Source organism: Priestia flexa, from assembly GCF_021441905.1.
GTDB classification, from domain to species: domain Bacteria; phylum Bacillota; class Bacilli; order Bacillales; family Bacillaceae_H; genus Priestia; species Priestia flexa.
Window position 1 is genome coordinate 3,565,696 of record NZ_CP090431.1, and the last position, 17,382, is coordinate 3,583,077.

The following is a 17,382-nucleotide window of genomic DNA, read 5'->3' on the forward strand; positions in this document are numbered from 1 at the left end:
TACTTCTTCTTTTTTTTTAGATTATGATAAAAGCAAGTCGAAAATAGTCTAAAAGATTCATATATTAAGGGGGACTTATTGGTGAAAAAAAAGCAAATCGTCCTGTCTCTAGGAACAATATTAGGAGGAATTGCACTCTTCCACACATCTGCTGACGCTGCTTCTACTTCTGTTCAGGTAAAGACAGGGGATACTTTGTGGTCGATAGCTACTAAATATCAAACAAGTGTACAAAACTTAAAGACTCAAAACAACCTAAAATCAGATGTTATTCATGTAGGACAAACACTCGTGATTTCGTCTAGTGCATCAAAACCAGCAGAGCCTGCGAAGCCTGTTGACACAGCAAAGCCAACACCTGCTACGCCAAACACTGCTTCTACTTACACAGTACAAAGTGGTGATACGCTTTATAAAATTGCAGCTAAATTTAAAATGAGTGTTTCAGATTTAAAACGTTTGAACTCACTTTCATCAAACGTTATTTATGTCAACCAAAAATTAAAGGTGAGTGGACAAGCTACACCTTCCAACCCTAAACCGGAAGTGACGAAGCCACAAACACCTACGGTTTCAACAAATGGTACATACAAAGTTCAGCAAGGTGACACGCTTTCTAAGATTGCAGCTCAGTTTAAGATGAGCGTCTCTGCTCTTAAAACAGCAAATAACTTAAAATCTGATATTATTTATGTAAATCAGGTCTTAAAAGTAACTACATCTGGGGCAGCACCATCTACACCAAATGCTGGAACTCCTCCAACTACAACGCCAACTAATGGACAGCTAAACATTTCTAAAATGATTACTGATGCGAAAAAATATATGGGTGTTCCTTATAAATGGGGTGGTACAACACCATCTGGCTTTGACTGCAGTGGATTTATTTACTATGTAATGAAACAACAAGTGTCAATGCCTCGCTATACAACAATGGGCTTTTGGAATGCTTCAAAGTCTGTGAGTCAGCCACAGCCTGGAGATTTGGTGTTCTTTACTACATATGCGCCGGGACCTTCACATCTAGGAATTTACTTAGGAAATCGCCAGTTCATTCATGCTGGTTCTTCAACAGGAGTAACTATTTCGAGCTTAGATAATAGCTATTGGAGCAAGCGTTATCTAGGAGCGAAGCGTTTCTCAAAATAAAAGTCAAACCCCCTCTATCTGTTATATGCAGCTAGAGGGGGTTTTTCACAAAAAAGAACCATTGATGGGAGTTCAATGGTAAAGTGGGGATTATAATAAAGAGAGGAAAGTAAATTTTTCTGATCTAAGGTAAAAGAGATGATGAAACAATTACTCTTAGCGTATATTACCGAAAAGCATCATGGCTGATTTTCAGGTGAGGAAGGCTTACCGCTTAAAAACCGAACGTATTCTGCGATAATATCTGTCACATAAACACGCTGCTGCAAATTGTTTTCAAACGTACGCGTTTGCACACGTCCTACGACTCCTATAATCGATCCCTTATCGCAGTATTTCGTCATGTTTTCAGCGTTTTTTCTCCATAACGTAATTGATACAAAATCAGCTTCCACTTCTCCTTCCTGGTTACGAAAGTTTCTGTTCACAGCTACTGTAATATGGGAAAAAGGAATTCCTTCGGATGTATATTTCAGTTCAGGAACTCGTGTCAAACGCCCTACTAGCACTACTTCATTAATCAATTGACCACCTCTTTCTTCGATTTCTACACAACCAAAAGGTTGAATAATAAGAATATTCTTATACCTCATGTTATAATAGTGATATACGAATAACATATTTGTTAAAGGAGGAAACTTTCGCATGAAAACATTTCGATTAGTCGGCCTACAACTAATTGATCATGAAGGAGAAAAACATAACTTAGAATTAAACAAAGGGTTAATTATTAATAAAGAAGACACAGACAACCATTGGATTCTCGAAGCTGTCATTGACCAGCAGTTTACAAATTTATTTGAGCTTCCACTAAAAGATCACCAACCTGTACAAATTGAAGCGCTTATCTCAAAACCAACCAATGACCCCGCTTTGTTTTCTGTTCAAGTGGTTTCAGTAAAAGCAATTAACGATAAGCAAATAAGCGTATTAATGAAAGGTACATTACTTGAAAGAAAACTACACTTTGCTGAAATGATTCTGGCTAACCTTATCGAACAAGGTTTAACAGGCTCTGATTTATTAACACAATTTAAATATCAGCTTCATAATAAAAACCGAAGTACAAAACCTCTTCCTGCTGATGAAAAAGAAAATATAAAAAATACGTGAAGAATAAAAAGTTTGTATTATTTAAAAGGGTGTTGAGTCATACGGTGAAGGTTATGGTTGGAGGGTAAAGGGTTAATGGGCTTAAACTCTCGCTTGCCCAGAAATAAAGGTAAATCATTTGTCCGGCCGCTCTTTCTTTTGCGATGATTAATTTGATTACGTTTCAAGTAATATTTCGTCATTTCTCTACTCCTTTCTCGTTTGTATTATGTATACTAATACATTTTTTACCATGATTCAACAACTTTTTCTTCACCTTTTTTCTTATCAGTTTTTCTTTATTTTTTTCACCGCTTTTTCCTTCATAAATTCCTATCTCATTTCATTTAATTTAAAAATACACGAATATTATCTTGAATTTTCTGTAATTTTATTGTATTTTTTTAATTAAGTTCGAATATTACCCGTTTTTTATGCCTTTAGACCTAATTCCGAACACAATCTATATGAAGAAAGAAGTGGTACTTATGTTAGAAATTGCTGTTAAGATTAAGATGCTTCGTGCTAATGCAGGTTTGACTCAAGACCAGTTTGCAAAATTACTGAATATTTCTCGCTCCAAAGTTTCAAAATGGGAAACTTCCATTCAATACCCCGATATAGCAGACTGCCTTTTGCTTAAAAGTCATTTCAAAATCAATCTCGATGAGTTTTTGGAATCTACACCTCACCTTAAACAACCTCATAAACTCAACTCTTCACCTGCTACTTATCATGTGTACGACAGCGATGTTCACACTCTACTTATACTCTTTCAAAAATACCCTGATTTAAAAAAGGCTTTACAAAAGCTGCACGCTTTGCCAGAAGGACCTCAAAAAGAGCTATTAAATACCATCACCCCTTTATTTCGGTACCTATATACGCTTTCAAACAAAAAACAAACATGACAACGTGCGCTGACATGTTTGTTTACACTCATTCTATTCATCTTTACGATCTTTATCTTCCATATCCTTCATATCTTCTACTGGGTCTTCTTGGTCATTCTCGTTGTTTTCATCATCGTTTGGGTTTTGGTTATCATCCATGTTGTTCATATCATTTTCGTCTTGCATCTCTTGTTCTTGCATGTTTTCTTGCTCTTGCTCTTCCATTTGTTCTTCTTCTGGTGGCGGGTCTTGTGTATTACAAGCTCCTAATGTTGTAAGTGCAAACACAGCTGAGCCCAGGCCCATAAGTATTTTTTTCTTCATCGTAGCAACTCTCCTTTTACATAAATTAAGTTTACGTACTTAGAATGCCACGTGAAGGTATAGTTTATGACCAAATTTAAAGATAAGGTAAAATTTACTAATTTATTCAAAAATAATACGAATAATCAACGTATACTGTTTACAAGTCCCATCATTTGGTCAGCAATTGAAATGGATTGGGAATTAAACTGATAAGCTCTTTGGGTCAATGTCATATCCGTTATTTCTTTGCTCATATCAACATTCGATTGTTCCAAAAACCCTTGTTGAATACCGGCTCCGGCACGTTCATCACCCTGTAAATTTTGTACGCCATTTTCTTGATTTAGGGTATTTGGAACCCTAAATAAAGATGAGCCCACTGCCTCTAGTGACTGGGGACGATTTACTCGAGTTAAGCCAAGAGCAAAGATCTCATTCCCTTCATTACTAACAACGGTTAATTCTCCAGCTTTATTGATTTGAAGCTCACGAAAATCCCTACTAAAGGAAATGGTATTACCTTCACTATCTAAGACTGGATTCCCATCTGTGTTCACTAACTGTACTTCTCCGTTTCCAAGTGGTGTAAGGTGAAAGGAACCGTTCTTTGTATAGTACGTTTCTACTGTACCATCATTATCCTTCTGCACTTGAAAGAAAGTATTTGGGTTGGTTAATGCAACATCTAATTGTCGCCCTGTTTCTTGAAGCGAGCCCTGTGTGGTAACAAGTTTCGTTTGACTAAGAAGCGCTCCTGCCCCTTGACGAATGCCAAGCGGTGTCTTTCTTCCTTGTTCGCTTGCTTCATCCGATTGATTATTAATTTGTTGATACAACATATCACTAAATGATGCATCACGCTTTTTGTAACCAACTGTATTTATGTTTGCTAAGTTGCTTCCAACTAAATCTAAACGCTGTTGTAATTGAGTCATTGTGTTTGTAGCATTAATCATCGAGCGATTCACATATTATTCCTCCAATTGTTTAGTACATTGCTTATCTTACTTTACCAATTTCGTTGGCTGCTTTTTCCATACTACGGTCGTAAGCTTGCATCACTTTTTGATTTGCTTCGAATGTACGATAAGCAGTAAGTAGTTCCGTCATAGTTTGTGACATATTTACATTAGAGCGCTCCACAAAGCCTTGTTTAATGTCATAAGAAGCTTCACCGTTTCCAACAGCTGAAGGCAACGGCTGACCGTTTTCAGTTTGATATATTCCGTTTCCTGTTTTAATTACTGTTTCCATTGAGTTAGCATAAACAATATTTAATTGCCCCGCTACTTCACCGTTAACCGTTACGTTGCCTTGATTATCTACTTTGAATTCCTCATTTTGGACGTTAATTGGTTCATTATTTGTATTGAGCACATATTCACCATTATTAGTGGTTAAGAATCCTGCCAGGTCTACTGTAAAGTTACCATTTCGGGTATAAGAAAGGTTACCTTCAGAGCTTTGTACTGCAAAAAATAAGCCACCTTCCTTGTCTGGCACGCTCGTTTGTAACAGAGCTAGATCTGTTTGGTAATCAGTTTGCTGGACATCTCCTTGCACAAAATTAGGAACCGTTTCTTGTAAGTATACTCCTGTATTTAAGCTCCCAATATTCTCTTGAGAGCGAGTTACGCTTTTTCCGTTTTGCTGCTCTTCGATACGCTGCAGTAACATCTCTGGAAACGCTCGAATGACTCCTTGATCTTCCTTAAAGCCGGGAGTATTTGCATTCGCAATATTATTTGTAAGCATATCCGTTCTTCGCTGCTGGGATAGCATCCCTGCTGTCGCTGTATAAAAGCCTTTAAACAACTTGTCCACCTCACACTTTTCGAAATAATAAAACTCCCCTTGTAATACTTTACAAAGAGGAGTTATCATCTTATTTATGCTTTTCAGAAAAAGCGTATGATAAGAGTTTCATTATTAAATAATACTTCGGCGAGAAAGTCGATCGATATTGTCTAGCATGATACCTGTACCAACTGCAACACAATCCATTGGATTCTCAGCAATCAGTACGGGAACTTTTAGTTCTTCTGCTAGCAGCTGATCTATACCGTGTAGTAAAGCTCCTCCGCCTGTTAAGATAACACCTCTATCTATAATATCGGCAGAAAGCTCTGGAGGTGTACGTTCTAAAACACTTTTTGATGCTTGTACAATGACGCTAACAGATTCTCTTAGCGCTTCCTCTACTTCATGAGATTTTACTGTAACCGTGCGAGGAAGGCCTGACACCATATCTCGACCTCTAATATCAAGTTCTTCTTCTCTTGAGTCAGGGAAAACCGTTCCAATTTTCACCTTAATTTCTTCAGCTGTTCTCTCACCAATTAACAGCTTATATTTGTTTTTTATATATTGTAAAATTTCAGCATCAAAACGATCTCCAGCCATTTTAATAGACGAAGCTGTTACAATATCACCCATTGATAAAACAGCCACATCAGTTGTTCCACCACCGATATCTACTACCATATTACCGCTTGGTTGAAAGATATCCATTCCCGCACCAATGGCTGCTACTTTTGGCTCTTCTTCTAAATAGATTGTTTTACCGCCACTTTTCTCTGCTGCTTCACGTATTGCCTTTTGTTCTACAGATGTAATGTTCGTAGGACAGCAAATTAAAATACGAGGTTTTGATAAAAAACCTTTCACATTTAGTTTATTAATGAAGTATTTCAACATAGATTCTGTAATATCAAAATCTGCGATTACACCATCTTTAAGCGGACGAATTGCTACAATATTACTAGGTGTACGCCCAACCATTTGACGTGCTTCTTCTCCAACTGCTAACACTTTATTTGTATTTTTATCGATTGCTACAACCGACGGTTCATTCAATACGATTCCTTTGCCTTTTACATGAATTAAGACGTTAGCCGTACCAAGGTCGATACCGATGTCTTTTGCTAACATACCTTAAATCCTCCTTCAGTTTACATATAATTGCATGCATACCATTCTTTTTTCCTAATTTACTATTTTATCACAAATTGTATATGTATGTATTTATTAATAAAAAATTTTCTTTTTTTACTTTTTTAACCAATATAAATTCCCCTTTCCTACCCTGTTTCTTTGATAGTAAAGGGGAATCGTGCTACTTTACAATTTCTTCTTCTTTTTTGTATTTTAATTTTGTTGCTTCCCCTCCACGCAGATGTCGAATTGATTTATGATAATCAAGTATTTCTTTTACTTCATTTGCTAGTTCAGGGTTTATTTCAGGTAATCTTTCTGTTAAATCTTTATGGACAGTACTTTTAGAAACTCCAAACTCTTTCGCAATTACACGAACGGTCTTTTTAGTTTCCACGATATACTTCCCAATCTTGATAGTTCTCTCTTTGATGTAATCGTGCACTCTACTCGCCCTCCCTAAATTGGATGTGAGATGATGAAAAAATTCTATATTTTTCCACCATTCTCTTTGTAGGTTTGTAACAGTGTATTAGCTTATACGAAGATATATGCTATAAAAGTCAAGAGGGACAAGTGATTTATTTTATTTTTTTAAAAATTTCATCTATTTTATTAAAAAATAGAGAAAAAACCTCCTTCTCTTAATCCAGAATTGAACTTAAGAGAAGGAAGGCTTCTAGTGGTTTATATTATGCATTTGATTTTGATTCATCTGCTGATTGCTCTTTATTTTCAGGAGCTTTAGGTGCTTCGTCACCAGTTTTATCTTCCTGCTTTGACTCTTCTTTATCCTTTGATGTTTCTTCATCTTTTAATGGTTCTTCAGCTGTAGTAGGTTGTTGTTCTGTAACCTCAGCAGCTTTCACTTCTTTAATAGAAGCGACTGATTTACCAAAGTAATCGCTAGGGTTTATAGCAACACCATCTTTGCGAATTTCAAAGTGAACATGGTTATTCGCTTCCTGGTTGTATAAGTTCTTTCCAGCTTTGGCAAGTACTTGACCTTGTTTCACAACATCTCCTACTTCAACAGTTGCTTCATCTAAAGATTGATATTGGGTAACAAGTCCATCTTTGTGATCCACTTCAATTACAAATCCAAGTAACGGGTCTTTTTCTGCTTTTGTAACAGTTCCACTTGCTGCTGCTGTTACATCAAATGATTTATCACCTTCTATAGCTAAATCAACGCCTGTGTTTGGGTGATACGTATTATTATAAAATACGAGTGCTGCTTCTTGTTGTTTCTTTGATGCTTGATCATCGTAAAATGGTTTCTTTACAACAGCATCCTTATCATTTACAAGTGGCATTTTTAAATTCTCAAGCGATGCGTTTACTTCCATGGCATCTTCTGTATATGCAGTTCCATCTTGTCCATAACGATCTTTAGCATCTTCGCTTAGGTTATTATTTCCATTCGCTTGAAACCAAAGAACGGCTGTAAGGATAATTGCTGCGCTTGCCAGATAGATTGCTGGAAAAATCCAACGCTTTCTAAAAAGTTTGTGAACCTTTGATTGTTGAGAAGTACGTTTCTTTTCTTCCTCTCTCATGTATCATCACCTCAGCAATCAGTTTGAACACAATTTTAAGAATATATACACAACCTAAAAGTTTTTTTCGATTATTTTTCGACAAAGGTTTTAAAAATATACACACAGTGATTTATTTCCCCTAAAAAAAAAGCTTACTCTAGATTTTTGCCTAAAGTAAACTTTACTGTTTATTTTTTAGCTGTTAACTGTGCAACATACTGGTCTGAACCTGCAATTGCTACTCCTGTATAATAATGTGTCACAATATCTTTATAAGATTTACCCTCCATAGCCATACCGTTAGCACCGTATTGACTCATACCAATCCCATGTCCATACCCCTTGGTTTCAATGACAATATGATCATTTTCACGTTTCCATGTAAAATCAGCTGAAGACAGGTTTAGTTTATTACGCACCACAGTCCCAGCTATCTTTTTATCGCCAACCTTCACATAGTCTACTCTTTTTCCAGGCGTTTTTGAAATAATATCACCTATATCAGTAGACTGTGAAATATTGACGCCTAGTTTCTGTTCAAACTCTGAAATAGACATCATCTTTTCATTTTTAAACTTAGGTGATTTCGTATCCCAATGACTCTCTACGCTCTTTAAATAAGGAATAGAATTTGACCACACCGACTCTGAGTTTTCTGTATAGCCATTGCTAGTTGAAAAGAACGTGGCATCAATGGGCTTATTGTTATACGTCAAGATTTGTCCTTGCGTTTTTTTAACCGCTTCTTTCACTTTTTTGATTTTCCACTCATATTCTTTTCCCCAATGCTTCTTTAATTCTTTTTCACTTAAATATACTTGATCGTTAACAGTATCCGTAATGTCTGCACCTTCTGGTAAGCCCGCATTTGCTCTATTCATAAGCTTTTGAACAGTGTAAGTGCGTGCTGCTAGACTTTGCGCTTTTAATGCTTCCAATTCAAATTCTGCAGGCATTTCAGCCGCTACCACGCCCACTAGGTACTCTTCTAGAGGTAGTGTCTCTACCTGCTCTGACTGAGAGCGGTATACGCCCACATCAACATCTAACTGTGAGCCAGGTGATTTTTGTACCTCAGACTGCTCCGCTTTTTTATTCTCTTCATTCGTTAATGGCTCGCTTTCCTTTTCAATAAAAGGTATCACCAATAAAGTTGGAATTAAAAGAATGACGAGAAAGAAGATCGCTGCTAGAATAATCATTGGCTTTATTTGCTTCATGTATACAGAGCCTCCATATCTATGAATTTATCAAGGAACTCAACAATCCTTATAGTTCATATTTATGGATAGGGACAAGCTTTTATGACACTCCAAAACCTTTTCTAAATTTGTCCATAAAAAAAAGTATCTCGACAAAGCGAGATACTTTTTTTTTACATATTTACATCAGATACTTGTTGCGATATTTCAACTTGATGCGTTTTATCATTTACACGTTCAATATCAGCACCTAATCCTGCTAGCTTTTGGTGGAAGTTCACATAGCCACGATCTAGATGCTTTAATTCAGTAACGCGCGTATAGCCATCAGCTACTAAGCCAGCAAGCGTTAACGCTGCTGCTGCACGTAAATCCGTTGCTGCCACTTCTGCGCCTTGTAATTTTGAAGGACCATTAATAATAACAGAACGACCTTCAATTTTAATATCTGCATTCATACGACGAAACTCTTCGACATGCATAAAGCGATTTTCGAAAACTGTTTCTGTAATCATACTTGTGCCTTCAGCTGCTAATAATAATGCCATCATTTGAGATTGCATATCTGTTGGGAAGCCAGGATGTGGCATCGTTTTAATATCAACAGGCTTTAATTTCTCTGGCCCAATAACACGCAGTCCATCGCCTTCTTCAATAATCTTGACACCCATTTCTTCCATCTTCGCTACCAACGAGCTCAAATGTTCAGATACAGCACCGCGTACAAGCACATCTCCACCTGTAATTGCCGCTGCTACCATAAACGTACCCGCTTCAACGCGATCCGGAATAATTGAATGTTCGGCACCATATAATTTGTTAACACCTTCAATTCGGATTGTACCAGTTCCAGCCCCACGTACTTTCGCGCCCATCGCATTTAAGAAGTTTGCTAAATCTACAATTTCAGGCTCTTTTGCTACGTTTTCAATAATTGTTGTACCTTCAGCAAGCGTTGCTGCCATCATGATATTTTCAGTAGCACCTACACTTGGGAAATCTAAATAAATCTTTGCACCTTGTAATCTTCCTTCAACTTCAGCATAGATAAAGCCGTTTCCAACCGTAACTTTTGCTCCCATTGCTTCAAAGCCTTTAAGGTGCTGATCAATTGGACGAGAACCAATTGCACATCCACCTGGTAATGCAACACGCGCTTTACCAGTACGGGCTAATAAAGAACCCATTACTAATACAGATGCTCGCATTTTTCTTACATACTCAAAAGGTGCATCTGTTTCTAATTCTCTTGATGCATCTACAACTACACGATTTGTTTCAAAATCCACTTCTGCATTCAGATGTCTTAAAACTTCGCCAATCGTAAATACATCGGAGAGAGCTGGTACATCATTTAAAATGCTTTTTCCATCACTAGCTAATAATGTTGCAGTGATAATAGGTAAAACGGCATTCTTTGCACCTTCTACTTTTACTGTACCGTTTAATCTATTTCCACCGCGGACGATGATTTTTTCCAAGGTATTCCCCTCCGCGTCCATTTTCTATATATTAATATTCAGACGTAATAATAGGTGTGCCAACAACCAGGGTTGTTTGGCCGCCCATTCCTGTCTTGCGTAATGCAATTTGTAAGTTCATTTCCTGTTGTTGACTTGAAAGAGCTTCTTCCCACAGTCCAGTATATGCTGATACTGATACAAATGACTCTTCCATTAGCGATTCAATCTGCTGGGCATTGAATGCTGTTAGTAATTGCTTGACTTGTAAAGACAAAACACTTTCCATCTTATCATTTATTTCACCTTTTATACAAGAGAAAATTAATGGATTTGTTAGGAAAAGTTTCTCATAATTGTCTTTAAAAATCCCCTCGGCATCGCTGACATTTTGAGTCGTGAATTCTTGTCCTATTAACTCATATGAGATATATCCACCTGTGCTTTTTTTATCTCCCGTATAGGTTAACATAATCAATTCTTTCACAGATCCCGCTTGTCTTGTACCTTTAGCTTTCCATACACCGTTTTCCCTTTTAATGTCCCATTTAAAACCTTTATATTTAGTTTGAAGCTGTTTTGATTTCATTTGGAAGTTTACTAGACTAGTAACGTCTGTAGCTTCTTCACGTGCATACAATGACCATTCTTTCATCTCTACAGCTTCTTTATTTAAGACGTTAACCATTTTTTCAAGCGTTGAATTTGAAGCTTGTGCATTGGTCACGTAACTTCCATAATATACGATTACACCTACAATGAAAATAGCCAAAAAGACACTAATTTTTTTTCCCATTTCCTCACTCCCTCTTCTTACTATCAGCCTGTCCAAATTAACCAGATGAATACACCTGTTTCGTCGTCATTTTTAGACAGCCTTTTAAGAGGGAAGAACTATTTTCTATTGAAATAAGGAAGGAATTCGCTGCGACCAGAATAAGTAATCCAAAAAGAAATTACTAACCGTGGACGCGATTGTAATGGTAAGCAAGATTAACATGATTCTTGCTTGTACTACACGATTTGGCTTCATTAATTTCTCAATCTGAAAACCTTGAAGCGCATACCATGTAATTACAATAAAAATAAGGTGAGAAACCATCGCTAATAGCGCCTGCGGACCAATACCACCAATTAGCATGATCACACCTCCTTAGCATAATGATAAACAACAAAGAAAAGCCACTATCTCATTTAATCACAGTCGAGCGCAATGTGCAAAGGTTTACCTCTATATAACTTAATTTACATATTTTAACTAAATTAACCCTCTTGTTTATATAAAAAAGCCCCCTTAAAAGCTTAAGGAGGCTTTTGTTATTACATTTTCTGTTTAGTAACTTCTATGCGATTTAAAGCACGCTTTAAAGCTAACTCAGCACGTTTAAAATCAACGTCATCCTGCTTGCTTTGCAGTCGTGTTTCCGCTCTATTTTTTGCTTCTTCTGCACGAGAAACATCAATCATATCTGACGTTTCTGCTGCCTGTGCTAAGATTGTTACTTTGTCAGGTCTTACTTCAAGAAAGCCTCCACTAACAGCTACAACTTCATCACTGCTGCTTCCTTTTTTCAAGCGGACGGCTCCAATTTGTAATGGAGCTACCATCGGAATATGTCCATGTAAGATACCGAGTTCACCACTTTGGGCTCTGGCACTGACCATTTCCACTTCCGAATCGTAAACTGGGCCATCAGGAGTGACTACACTGACATGGATTGTCTTCATTCAAAAAACCTCCTATGTCCCTATATTATACTTCTACTCCCATGCTTTTCGCTTTTTCAACTACTTCTTCAATACGTCCTACTAGACGGAAAGCATCTTCTGGTAAATGATCATATTTACCTTCAAGGATTTCTTTAAATCCTTGAACCGTTTCTTTAACTGGTACATATGAACCTTTCTGACCAGTAAATTGCTCCGCAACGTGGAAGTTTTGAGATAAGAAGAATTGAACACGACGAGCACGTTGTACAACAAGTTTATCTTCATCAGATAACTCGTCCATACCTAGGATTGCAATAATATCTTGTAATTCTTTATAGCGCTGTAATGTTTGCTGAACTTGACGTGCAACATTATAATGCTCTTCACCTACGATTTCAGGAGAAAGCGCACGAGAAGTCGAAGCTAATGGATCTACCGCTGGGTAAATACCCATTTCAGATAGCTTACGCTCTAGGTTAGTTGTTGCATCTAAGTGAGCAAACGTCGTTGCAGGAGCTGGATCCGTATAGTCATCGGCTGGTACATAAATCGCTTGGATTGATGTTACAGAACCAACGCTCGTAGATGTGATACGCTCTTGCAATTGACCCATTTCCGTTGCTAGTGTAGGTTGGTAACCTACCGCTGAAGGCATACGACCAAGTAGGGCTGATACTTCTGAACCGGCTTGTGTAAAGCGGAAGATGTTGTCGATAAAGAACAGAACGTCTTGTCCTTGCTCATCACGGAAATATTCAGCCATTGTTAAACCAGTTAATGCAACACGTTGACGTGCTCCAGGTGGTTCGTTCATTTGACCAAATACCATCGCCGTCTTTTTAATAACGCCAGAATCTGTCATTTCGTGGTATAGATCGTTCCCCTCACGAGTACGTTCACCTACACCTGCGAATACTGAGATACCGCCGTGCTCTTGTGCAATGTTATTGATTAACTCTTGGATAAGTACAGTTTTACCTACACCGGCTCCACCGAACAAACCGATTTTACCACCTTTAATATAAGGAGCTAAAAGGTCAACTACTTTAATTCCTGTTTCGAGAATTTCAGCTTGTGTAGATAAGTTTTCAAATTTTGGTGCTTCGCGGTGAATGGGATCACGACGAGCTCCTGCACTGATTGGTCCATCTAAATCGATATGCTCACCTAATACGTTAAACACACGACCTAAAGTTACATCACCAACTGGTACAGAAATTGGTGCTCCTGTATCTTCTACTTCTAGTCCACGAACTAATCCATCAGTTGAAGACATTGCTACTGCACGAACTGTATTATCACCTAAGTGAATCGCAACTTCTAATGTTAATTCGATTGCTACTTCACTTTCACTAACAGGTTTATGAGAAATTTTAAGGGCGTTATAGATTGCTGGAAGGTGTCCGCTGTCAAACTTTACGTCTACAACTGGACCCATGATTTGAGTAACGCGTCCTTTTGCCATCGTGTTCCCTCCTAACTTGCTTTTCAAGTCTTATTTCTATTCTAGAGCCGCTGCTCCACCAACAATCTCCGTAATTTCTTGCGTGATTGCTGCTTGACGAGCACGGTTATATGATAGGGTAAGATTATTAATAAGGTCTTTTGCATTATCCGTTGCATTTTTCATCGCTGTCATACGCGCTGCGTGCTCACTTGCTTTTCCATCCAGTAAGCCACCATAAATAAGGCTTTCTGCATATTGCGGCAATAGCACTTCTAATATCTCTTCTTGAGAAGGCTCGAACTCATAGGATACAAGCTTTCCTGTTGGAGCTAAGTCAGCTAACGGCAACAGCTTCTTTTCCGTTACTTCTTGAGAGATTGTATTAATAAAATGATTATAGTACAAATACAATTCATCAAATGTACCGTCCGCAAACATATGCACCGTTTGCGAAGTAATTCCTTGAATATCAGCAAAAGATGGTTGGTCGGATAAACCAGTAATTTCTAAAAACACTGGAATATTACGCTTTATAAAGAAGTCACGCCCGACTTTCCCAATTGCAATTACACCATACTCATCTGGAGATGTATGACGTTTTTCAATTGCTTGTGAGACAGCGCGCAAAACGTTACTATTATAAGCTCCTGCTAAGCCACGATCCGAAGTAATGACAATGTATCCCGTTTTCTTAATAGGACGAGCCGTTAACATTGGATGTGCAGCGCCTTTACTGCCTCCTGCTACGCTTGCAACTACTTCTTGAATCTTTTCCATATAAGGAACAAAAGACTTAGCGTTCTGCTCGGCACGGTTTAACTTTGCAGCTGAAACCATTTCCATTGCTTTTGTAATTTGACTCGTTTTTTTCGTTGATGTAATTCTCGTTTGTATATCACGTAATGATGCCACAGGTTTCACCACCTTGTTTTAGAAGATCACGTGGTATGAAAGGTGAACATAAGTTCACCTTTACCTTAATAAAAGCTTGTCTTAACATACCATTTTGACAAAATTAACGATTACTCAGATGCTACAAATGTTTTCTTGAACACTTCAAGAGCAGACTCAAATGCACCATCTTCAGGCAGTCCACCAGTTGTACGAATTGTTTCAAGAACTTCTTTACGATTTGAATCTAACCATGCTAAGTACTCATCTTCAAAACGAGTGATATCAGCAACTGGCACATCATCTAAGAAGCCTTTTGTTAACGCATATAAAATCGCTACTTGTTTTTCTACACGAAGCGGCTTGTGTAAGCCTTGTTTTAATACTTCTACTGTACGTGCACCACGGTTAAGCTTTGCTTGTGTAGCTTGGTCAAGGTCTGATCCAAACTGAGCAAATGATTCAAGCTCACGATAAGATGCTAAATCCAAACGCAGCGTTCCAGCTACTTTCTTCATCGCTTTAACCTGAGCTGATCCACCTACACGTGATACTGAAAGACCTGCGTTAATCGCTGGGCGTACACCTGAGAAGAATAAGTCAGACTGCAAGAAAATCTGTCCATCCGTAATCGAGATTACGTTTGTTGGAATATAAGCAGATACGTCTCCTGCTTGTGTTTCGATAAATGGAAGAGCTGTTAATGACCCTCCACCTTTAGCGTCTGATAATTTTGCAGCACGCTCTAATAAACGAGAATGTAAGTAGAATACATCCCCTGGATATGCTTCACGACCTGGAGGACGACGAAGTAATAATGAAAGTTCACGGTATGCAGATGCTTGTTTTGTTAAATCATCATAGATAACAAGTACGTGTTTGCCGTTATACATGAACTCTTCACCCATTGTTACACCAGCATAAGGTGCTAAGAACAGCATTGGTGCTGGTTGAGAAGCAGATGCTGTTACAACAATTGTGTAATCAAGCGCTCCATGCTTACGCAATGTCTCTACTACGTTACGTACTGTTGACTCTTTTTGCCCAATAGCTACGTAAATACAAACCATATCTTGGTCTTTTTGATTTAAAATTGTATCAATTGCTACAGATGTTTTACCTGTTTGGCGGTCACCAATGATAAGCTCACGCTGACCTCGACCAATTGGTACAAGAGCGTCAATCGCTTTAATACCTGTTTGAAGTGGCTCATGTACAGATTTACGATCCATAACGCCAGGAGCTTGGCTTTCAATTGGACGTGTTTTTGTTGTTCCAATTGGGCCTAAGCCGTCTACAGGTTGACCTAATGAGTTTACAACACGACCAATTAATTGTTCCCCTACAGGAACTTCCATGATTCTTCCTGTACGACGTACCTCATCCCCTTCACGAATTCCAGTGTAAGGTCCTAAGATAACGATACCGACATTGTTTTCCTCTAAGTTTTGTGCCATACCCATGACACCATTTGAAAATTCAACTAACTCTCCAGCCATGACATTGTCGAGGCCATGAGCACGTGCGATACCATCCCCAACTTGGATAACAGTACCTACATCACTCACTTTAATCTCAGACTGATAGTTTTCAATTTGCTGTTTTATCAGCGCACTAATTTCTTCAGCTTTGATGCTCATGAATTTCACCCCTATCTACGATCTATGTGCAAGAAGTTCGCGATGTACCGATTCTAATTTTCCGGAAATACTTCCGTCATAAATACGGTTGCCGATGCGAAGCTTCACGCCGCCGATTAGGCTCTTATCGATTACATTTGAAATATATAATGAATGCTTTCCTACTTTTGGTGCAAATGTTTCAGAAATAGCACGCTCTTCATCTGAAGATAATGCTTTTACAGAGTATACTGTAGCTGCAGCTACACCTCGTGCTTCATTTGCAAGAGCACGATACTCACGAGTAATCTCCCCTACTACTTGGATGCGATGACGATCTAATAATAAAAGGAGCGTATTTTGAACCGTTTCTGTCAACGTTGAAAACGTTTGGCGAACTAAGTCTTTTTTTCGGTTGGTTGAAATTTTTGGATGCGTTAACACTTCAATTAAATCATCGTTTTGAGCGAAAACTGCTTCCACTACGTCTAACTCTTCTTGTAAAGCATCGATTGATTGCTTTTCAGAAGCTAATTGAAAAAGAGCTAATGCATAACGCTTCGCGACTGCCGACTGACTCATCGTACATCCCCTACTTCTTGAATGTACTCATTGATCAATTTCTCTTGATCTTGCTCTGACAATTCTTTTTCAATCACTTTCGACGCGATTAATACAGATAATGATGCAACTTGCTCACGAAGTGCAGTAACTGCTTGATCTTTTTCTTGCTGAATTTCTTGTTTTGCTAATGCTTTTAAACGCTCAGACTCTTCACGCGCAGCAGCAACAATTTCTTCTTTTTTCTCTTCAGCAGATTTTCTTGCGTTTTCCATTAAAACTTGAACCTCTTCACGAGACTGTTTTAACAGCTCGCGCTGCTCCTCAACAAGCTTCTGTGCTTGTTGATTCTGCTGTTCAGCTGAATCAATTTCACTTGCAATATGCTCTTCACGCTGTTTCATGATACCCATTACTGGACCAAACGCGAACTTACGTAACAATGCTAGCAAGATAAGGAACATTACTAATTGGAATAAAATATCTCCACCGTTAAAGCCTGATGCTCCTAATACAAACGTATTTGACACGGCTGCTTCACTCCCTTCAAAGACTTAACATCTATGATTTTGCTCAT

Annotated in this window: 20 protein-coding genes; 3 read left to right on the top strand and 17 right to left on the bottom strand. The window is 38.1% G+C overall.

Features of this window, described 5'->3' with window-relative positions; all coding sequences use genetic code 11:
* The first annotated feature begins 81 nt into the window (after nt 1-81).
* A complete protein-coding gene (locus tag LZP85_RS18370) occupies nt 82-1,149 on the top strand; it encodes a C40 family peptidase (RefSeq protein ID WP_119543777.1) in 1,068 nt (355 codons plus the stop codon).
* Between the two features lie 179 nt (nt 1,150-1,328).
* Here LZP85_RS18370 and ssb read toward each other — a convergent pair whose 3' ends face one another.
* A complete protein-coding gene (gene ssb, locus LZP85_RS18375) occupies nt 1,329-1,673 on the bottom strand; it encodes a single-stranded DNA-binding protein (RefSeq protein ID WP_025908776.1) in 345 nt (114 codons plus the stop codon).
* A gap of 121 nt (nt 1,674-1,794) precedes the next feature.
* Between ssb and LZP85_RS18380 the strand changes: the two genes are divergently transcribed.
* Together LZP85_RS18380 and LZP85_RS18385 are read left to right on the top strand one after the other, a co-directional pair.
* Nucleotides 1,795-2,262 carry a YwpF family protein gene (locus tag LZP85_RS18380; protein ID WP_119543779.1) on the top strand — a complete coding sequence of 156 codons (468 nt, stop codon included), beginning with the start codon at nt 1,795-1,797 and terminating at the stop codon, nt 2,260-2,262.
* A gap of 467 nt (nt 2,263-2,729) precedes the next feature.
* Entirely contained in the window at nt 2,730-3,152 is a 423-nt protein-coding gene (locus LZP85_RS18385; protein WP_025908774.1) for a helix-turn-helix transcriptional regulator, read from the top strand.
* A 33-nt stretch (nt 3,153-3,185) separates the two neighbouring features.
* Here the strand turns inward: LZP85_RS18385 and LZP85_RS18390 are convergent, their stop codons facing one another.
* The 16 genes from LZP85_RS18390 to atpF all read right to left on the bottom strand — a co-directional run bounded on the left by LZP85_RS18390 (nt 3,186) and on the right by atpF (nt 17,335).
* The gene (locus LZP85_RS18390; RefSeq protein WP_206782896.1) at nt 3,186-3,458 is read right to left on the bottom strand and encodes a hypothetical protein; all 273 of its coding nucleotides are present in this window, start codon (nt 3,456-3,458) and stop codon (nt 3,186-3,188) included.
* 125 nt (nt 3,459-3,583) lie between these two features.
* Complete coding sequence (locus LZP85_RS18395; protein WP_234561858.1) at nt 3,584-4,408, bottom strand: flagellar hook-basal body protein; 825 nt, start codon at nt 4,406-4,408, stop codon at nt 3,584-3,586.
* 31 nt (nt 4,409-4,439) lie between these two features.
* A complete protein-coding gene (locus LZP85_RS18400) occupies nt 4,440-5,255 on the bottom strand; it encodes a flagellar hook-basal body protein (protein WP_234561860.1) in 816 nt (271 codons plus the stop codon).
* A 114-nt stretch (nt 5,256-5,369) separates the two neighbouring features.
* Nucleotides 5,370-6,371: a rod shape-determining protein gene (gene mreB, locus LZP85_RS18405; RefSeq protein ID WP_206782893.1), complete on the bottom strand. Its 1,002-nt coding sequence runs from the start codon at nt 6,369-6,371 to the stop codon at nt 5,370-5,372.
* A 184-nt stretch (nt 6,372-6,555) separates the two neighbouring features.
* Complete coding sequence (gene spoIIID / locus LZP85_RS18410) at nt 6,556-6,819, bottom strand: sporulation transcriptional regulator SpoIIID (protein WP_025908769.1); 264 nt, start codon at nt 6,817-6,819, stop codon at nt 6,556-6,558.
* Between the two features lie 247 nt (nt 6,820-7,066).
* The gene (locus LZP85_RS18415; RefSeq protein ID WP_061785671.1) at nt 7,067-7,933 is read right to left on the bottom strand and encodes a stage II sporulation protein SpoIIQ; all 867 of its coding nucleotides are present in this window, start codon (nt 7,931-7,933) and stop codon (nt 7,067-7,069) included.
* Nucleotides 7,934-8,103: 170 nt separating this feature from the next.
* On the bottom strand, nt 8,104-9,135 hold the full coding sequence (gene spoIID, locus LZP85_RS18420; protein WP_025908767.1) for a stage II sporulation protein D: 1,032 nt from the start codon (nt 9,133-9,135) through the stop codon (nt 8,104-8,106).
* A gap of 155 nt (nt 9,136-9,290) precedes the next feature.
* The gene (murA, locus tag LZP85_RS18425) at nt 9,291-10,598 is read right to left on the bottom strand and encodes a UDP-N-acetylglucosamine 1-carboxyvinyltransferase (protein WP_206782892.1); all 1,308 of its coding nucleotides are present in this window, start codon (nt 10,596-10,598) and stop codon (nt 9,291-9,293) included.
* 31 nt (nt 10,599-10,629) lie between these two features.
* Complete coding sequence (locus tag LZP85_RS18430; RefSeq protein ID WP_076512298.1) at nt 10,630-11,373, bottom strand: YwmB family TATA-box binding protein; 744 nt, start codon at nt 11,371-11,373, stop codon at nt 10,630-10,632.
* A 105-nt stretch (nt 11,374-11,478) separates the two neighbouring features.
* Entirely contained in the window at nt 11,479-11,718 is a 240-nt protein-coding gene (locus LZP85_RS18435) for a DUF1146 family protein (protein ID WP_025908764.1), read from the bottom strand.
* A 179-nt stretch (nt 11,719-11,897) separates the two neighbouring features.
* A complete protein-coding gene (locus tag LZP85_RS18440) occupies nt 11,898-12,305 on the bottom strand; it encodes a F0F1 ATP synthase subunit epsilon (RefSeq protein WP_100346572.1) in 408 nt (135 codons plus the stop codon).
* A 25-nt stretch (nt 12,306-12,330) separates the two neighbouring features.
* Nucleotides 12,331-13,752, bottom strand: a complete 1,422-nt coding sequence (gene atpD / locus LZP85_RS18445; RefSeq protein ID WP_094911040.1) for a F0F1 ATP synthase subunit beta — start codon at nt 13,750-13,752, stop codon at nt 12,331-12,333.
* Between the two features lie 36 nt (nt 13,753-13,788).
* Nucleotides 13,789-14,646: a F0F1 ATP synthase subunit gamma gene (locus tag LZP85_RS18450; RefSeq protein WP_119543788.1), complete on the bottom strand. Its 858-nt coding sequence runs from the start codon at nt 14,644-14,646 to the stop codon at nt 13,789-13,791.
* Nucleotides 14,647-14,756: 110 nt separating this feature from the next.
* Nucleotides 14,757-16,265 carry a F0F1 ATP synthase subunit alpha gene (gene atpA / locus LZP85_RS18455; protein ID WP_078989078.1) on the bottom strand — a complete coding sequence of 503 codons (1,509 nt, stop codon included), beginning with the start codon at nt 16,263-16,265 and terminating at the stop codon, nt 14,757-14,759.
* 15 nt (nt 16,266-16,280) lie between these two features.
* On the bottom strand, nt 16,281-16,826 hold the full coding sequence (locus tag LZP85_RS18460; protein ID WP_025908759.1) for a F0F1 ATP synthase subunit delta: 546 nt from the start codon (nt 16,824-16,826) through the stop codon (nt 16,281-16,283).
* Complete coding sequence (gene atpF / locus LZP85_RS18465) at nt 16,823-17,335, bottom strand: F0F1 ATP synthase subunit B (RefSeq protein ID WP_025908758.1); 513 nt, start codon at nt 17,333-17,335, stop codon at nt 16,823-16,825. Before atpF ends, LZP85_RS18460 begins: the two co-directional genes overlap by 4 nt.
* Nucleotides 17,336-17,382: the final 47 nt, after the last annotated feature.

What these genes read in the sequence shown, in the direction of transcription:
- mreB (WP_206782893.1), bottom strand. Translation starts at nt 6,371, where the DNA reads ATGTTAGCAAAAGACATCGGTATCGACCTTGGTACGGCTAACGTCTTA.
- LZP85_RS18380 (WP_119543779.1), top strand. Translation starts at nt 1,795, where the DNA reads ATGAAAACATTTCGATTAGTCGGCCTACAACTAATTGATCATGAAGGA.
- atpA (WP_078989078.1), bottom strand. Translation starts at nt 16,265, where the DNA reads ATGAGCATCAAAGCTGAAGAAATTAGTGCGCTGATAAAACAGCAAATT.
- LZP85_RS18435 (WP_025908764.1), bottom strand. Translation starts at nt 11,718, where the DNA reads ATGCTAATTGGTGGTATTGGTCCGCAGGCGCTATTAGCGATGGTTTCT.
- LZP85_RS18415 (WP_061785671.1), bottom strand. Translation starts at nt 7,933, where the DNA reads ATGAGAGAGGAAGAAAAGAAACGTACTTCTCAACAATCAAAGGTTCAC.
- LZP85_RS18390 (WP_206782896.1), bottom strand. Translation starts at nt 3,458, where the DNA reads ATGAAGAAAAAAATACTTATGGGCCTGGGCTCAGCTGTGTTTGCACTT.
- LZP85_RS18440 (WP_100346572.1), bottom strand. Translation starts at nt 12,305, where the DNA reads ATGAAGACAATCCATGTCAGTGTAGTCACTCCTGATGGCCCAGTTTAC.
- spoIID (WP_025908767.1), bottom strand. Translation starts at nt 9,135, where the DNA reads ATGAAGCAAATAAAGCCAATGATTATTCTAGCAGCGATCTTCTTTCTC.
- atpD (WP_094911040.1), bottom strand. Translation starts at nt 13,752, where the DNA reads ATGGCAAAAGGACGCGTTACTCAAATCATGGGTCCAGTTGTAGACGTA.
- LZP85_RS18460 (WP_025908759.1), bottom strand. Translation starts at nt 16,826, where the DNA reads ATGAGTCAGTCGGCAGTCGCGAAGCGTTATGCATTAGCTCTTTTTCAA.
- LZP85_RS18430 (WP_076512298.1), bottom strand. Translation starts at nt 11,373, where the DNA reads ATGGGAAAAAAAATTAGTGTCTTTTTGGCTATTTTCATTGTAGGTGTA.
- LZP85_RS18385 (WP_025908774.1), top strand. Translation starts at nt 2,730, where the DNA reads ATGTTAGAAATTGCTGTTAAGATTAAGATGCTTCGTGCTAATGCAGGT.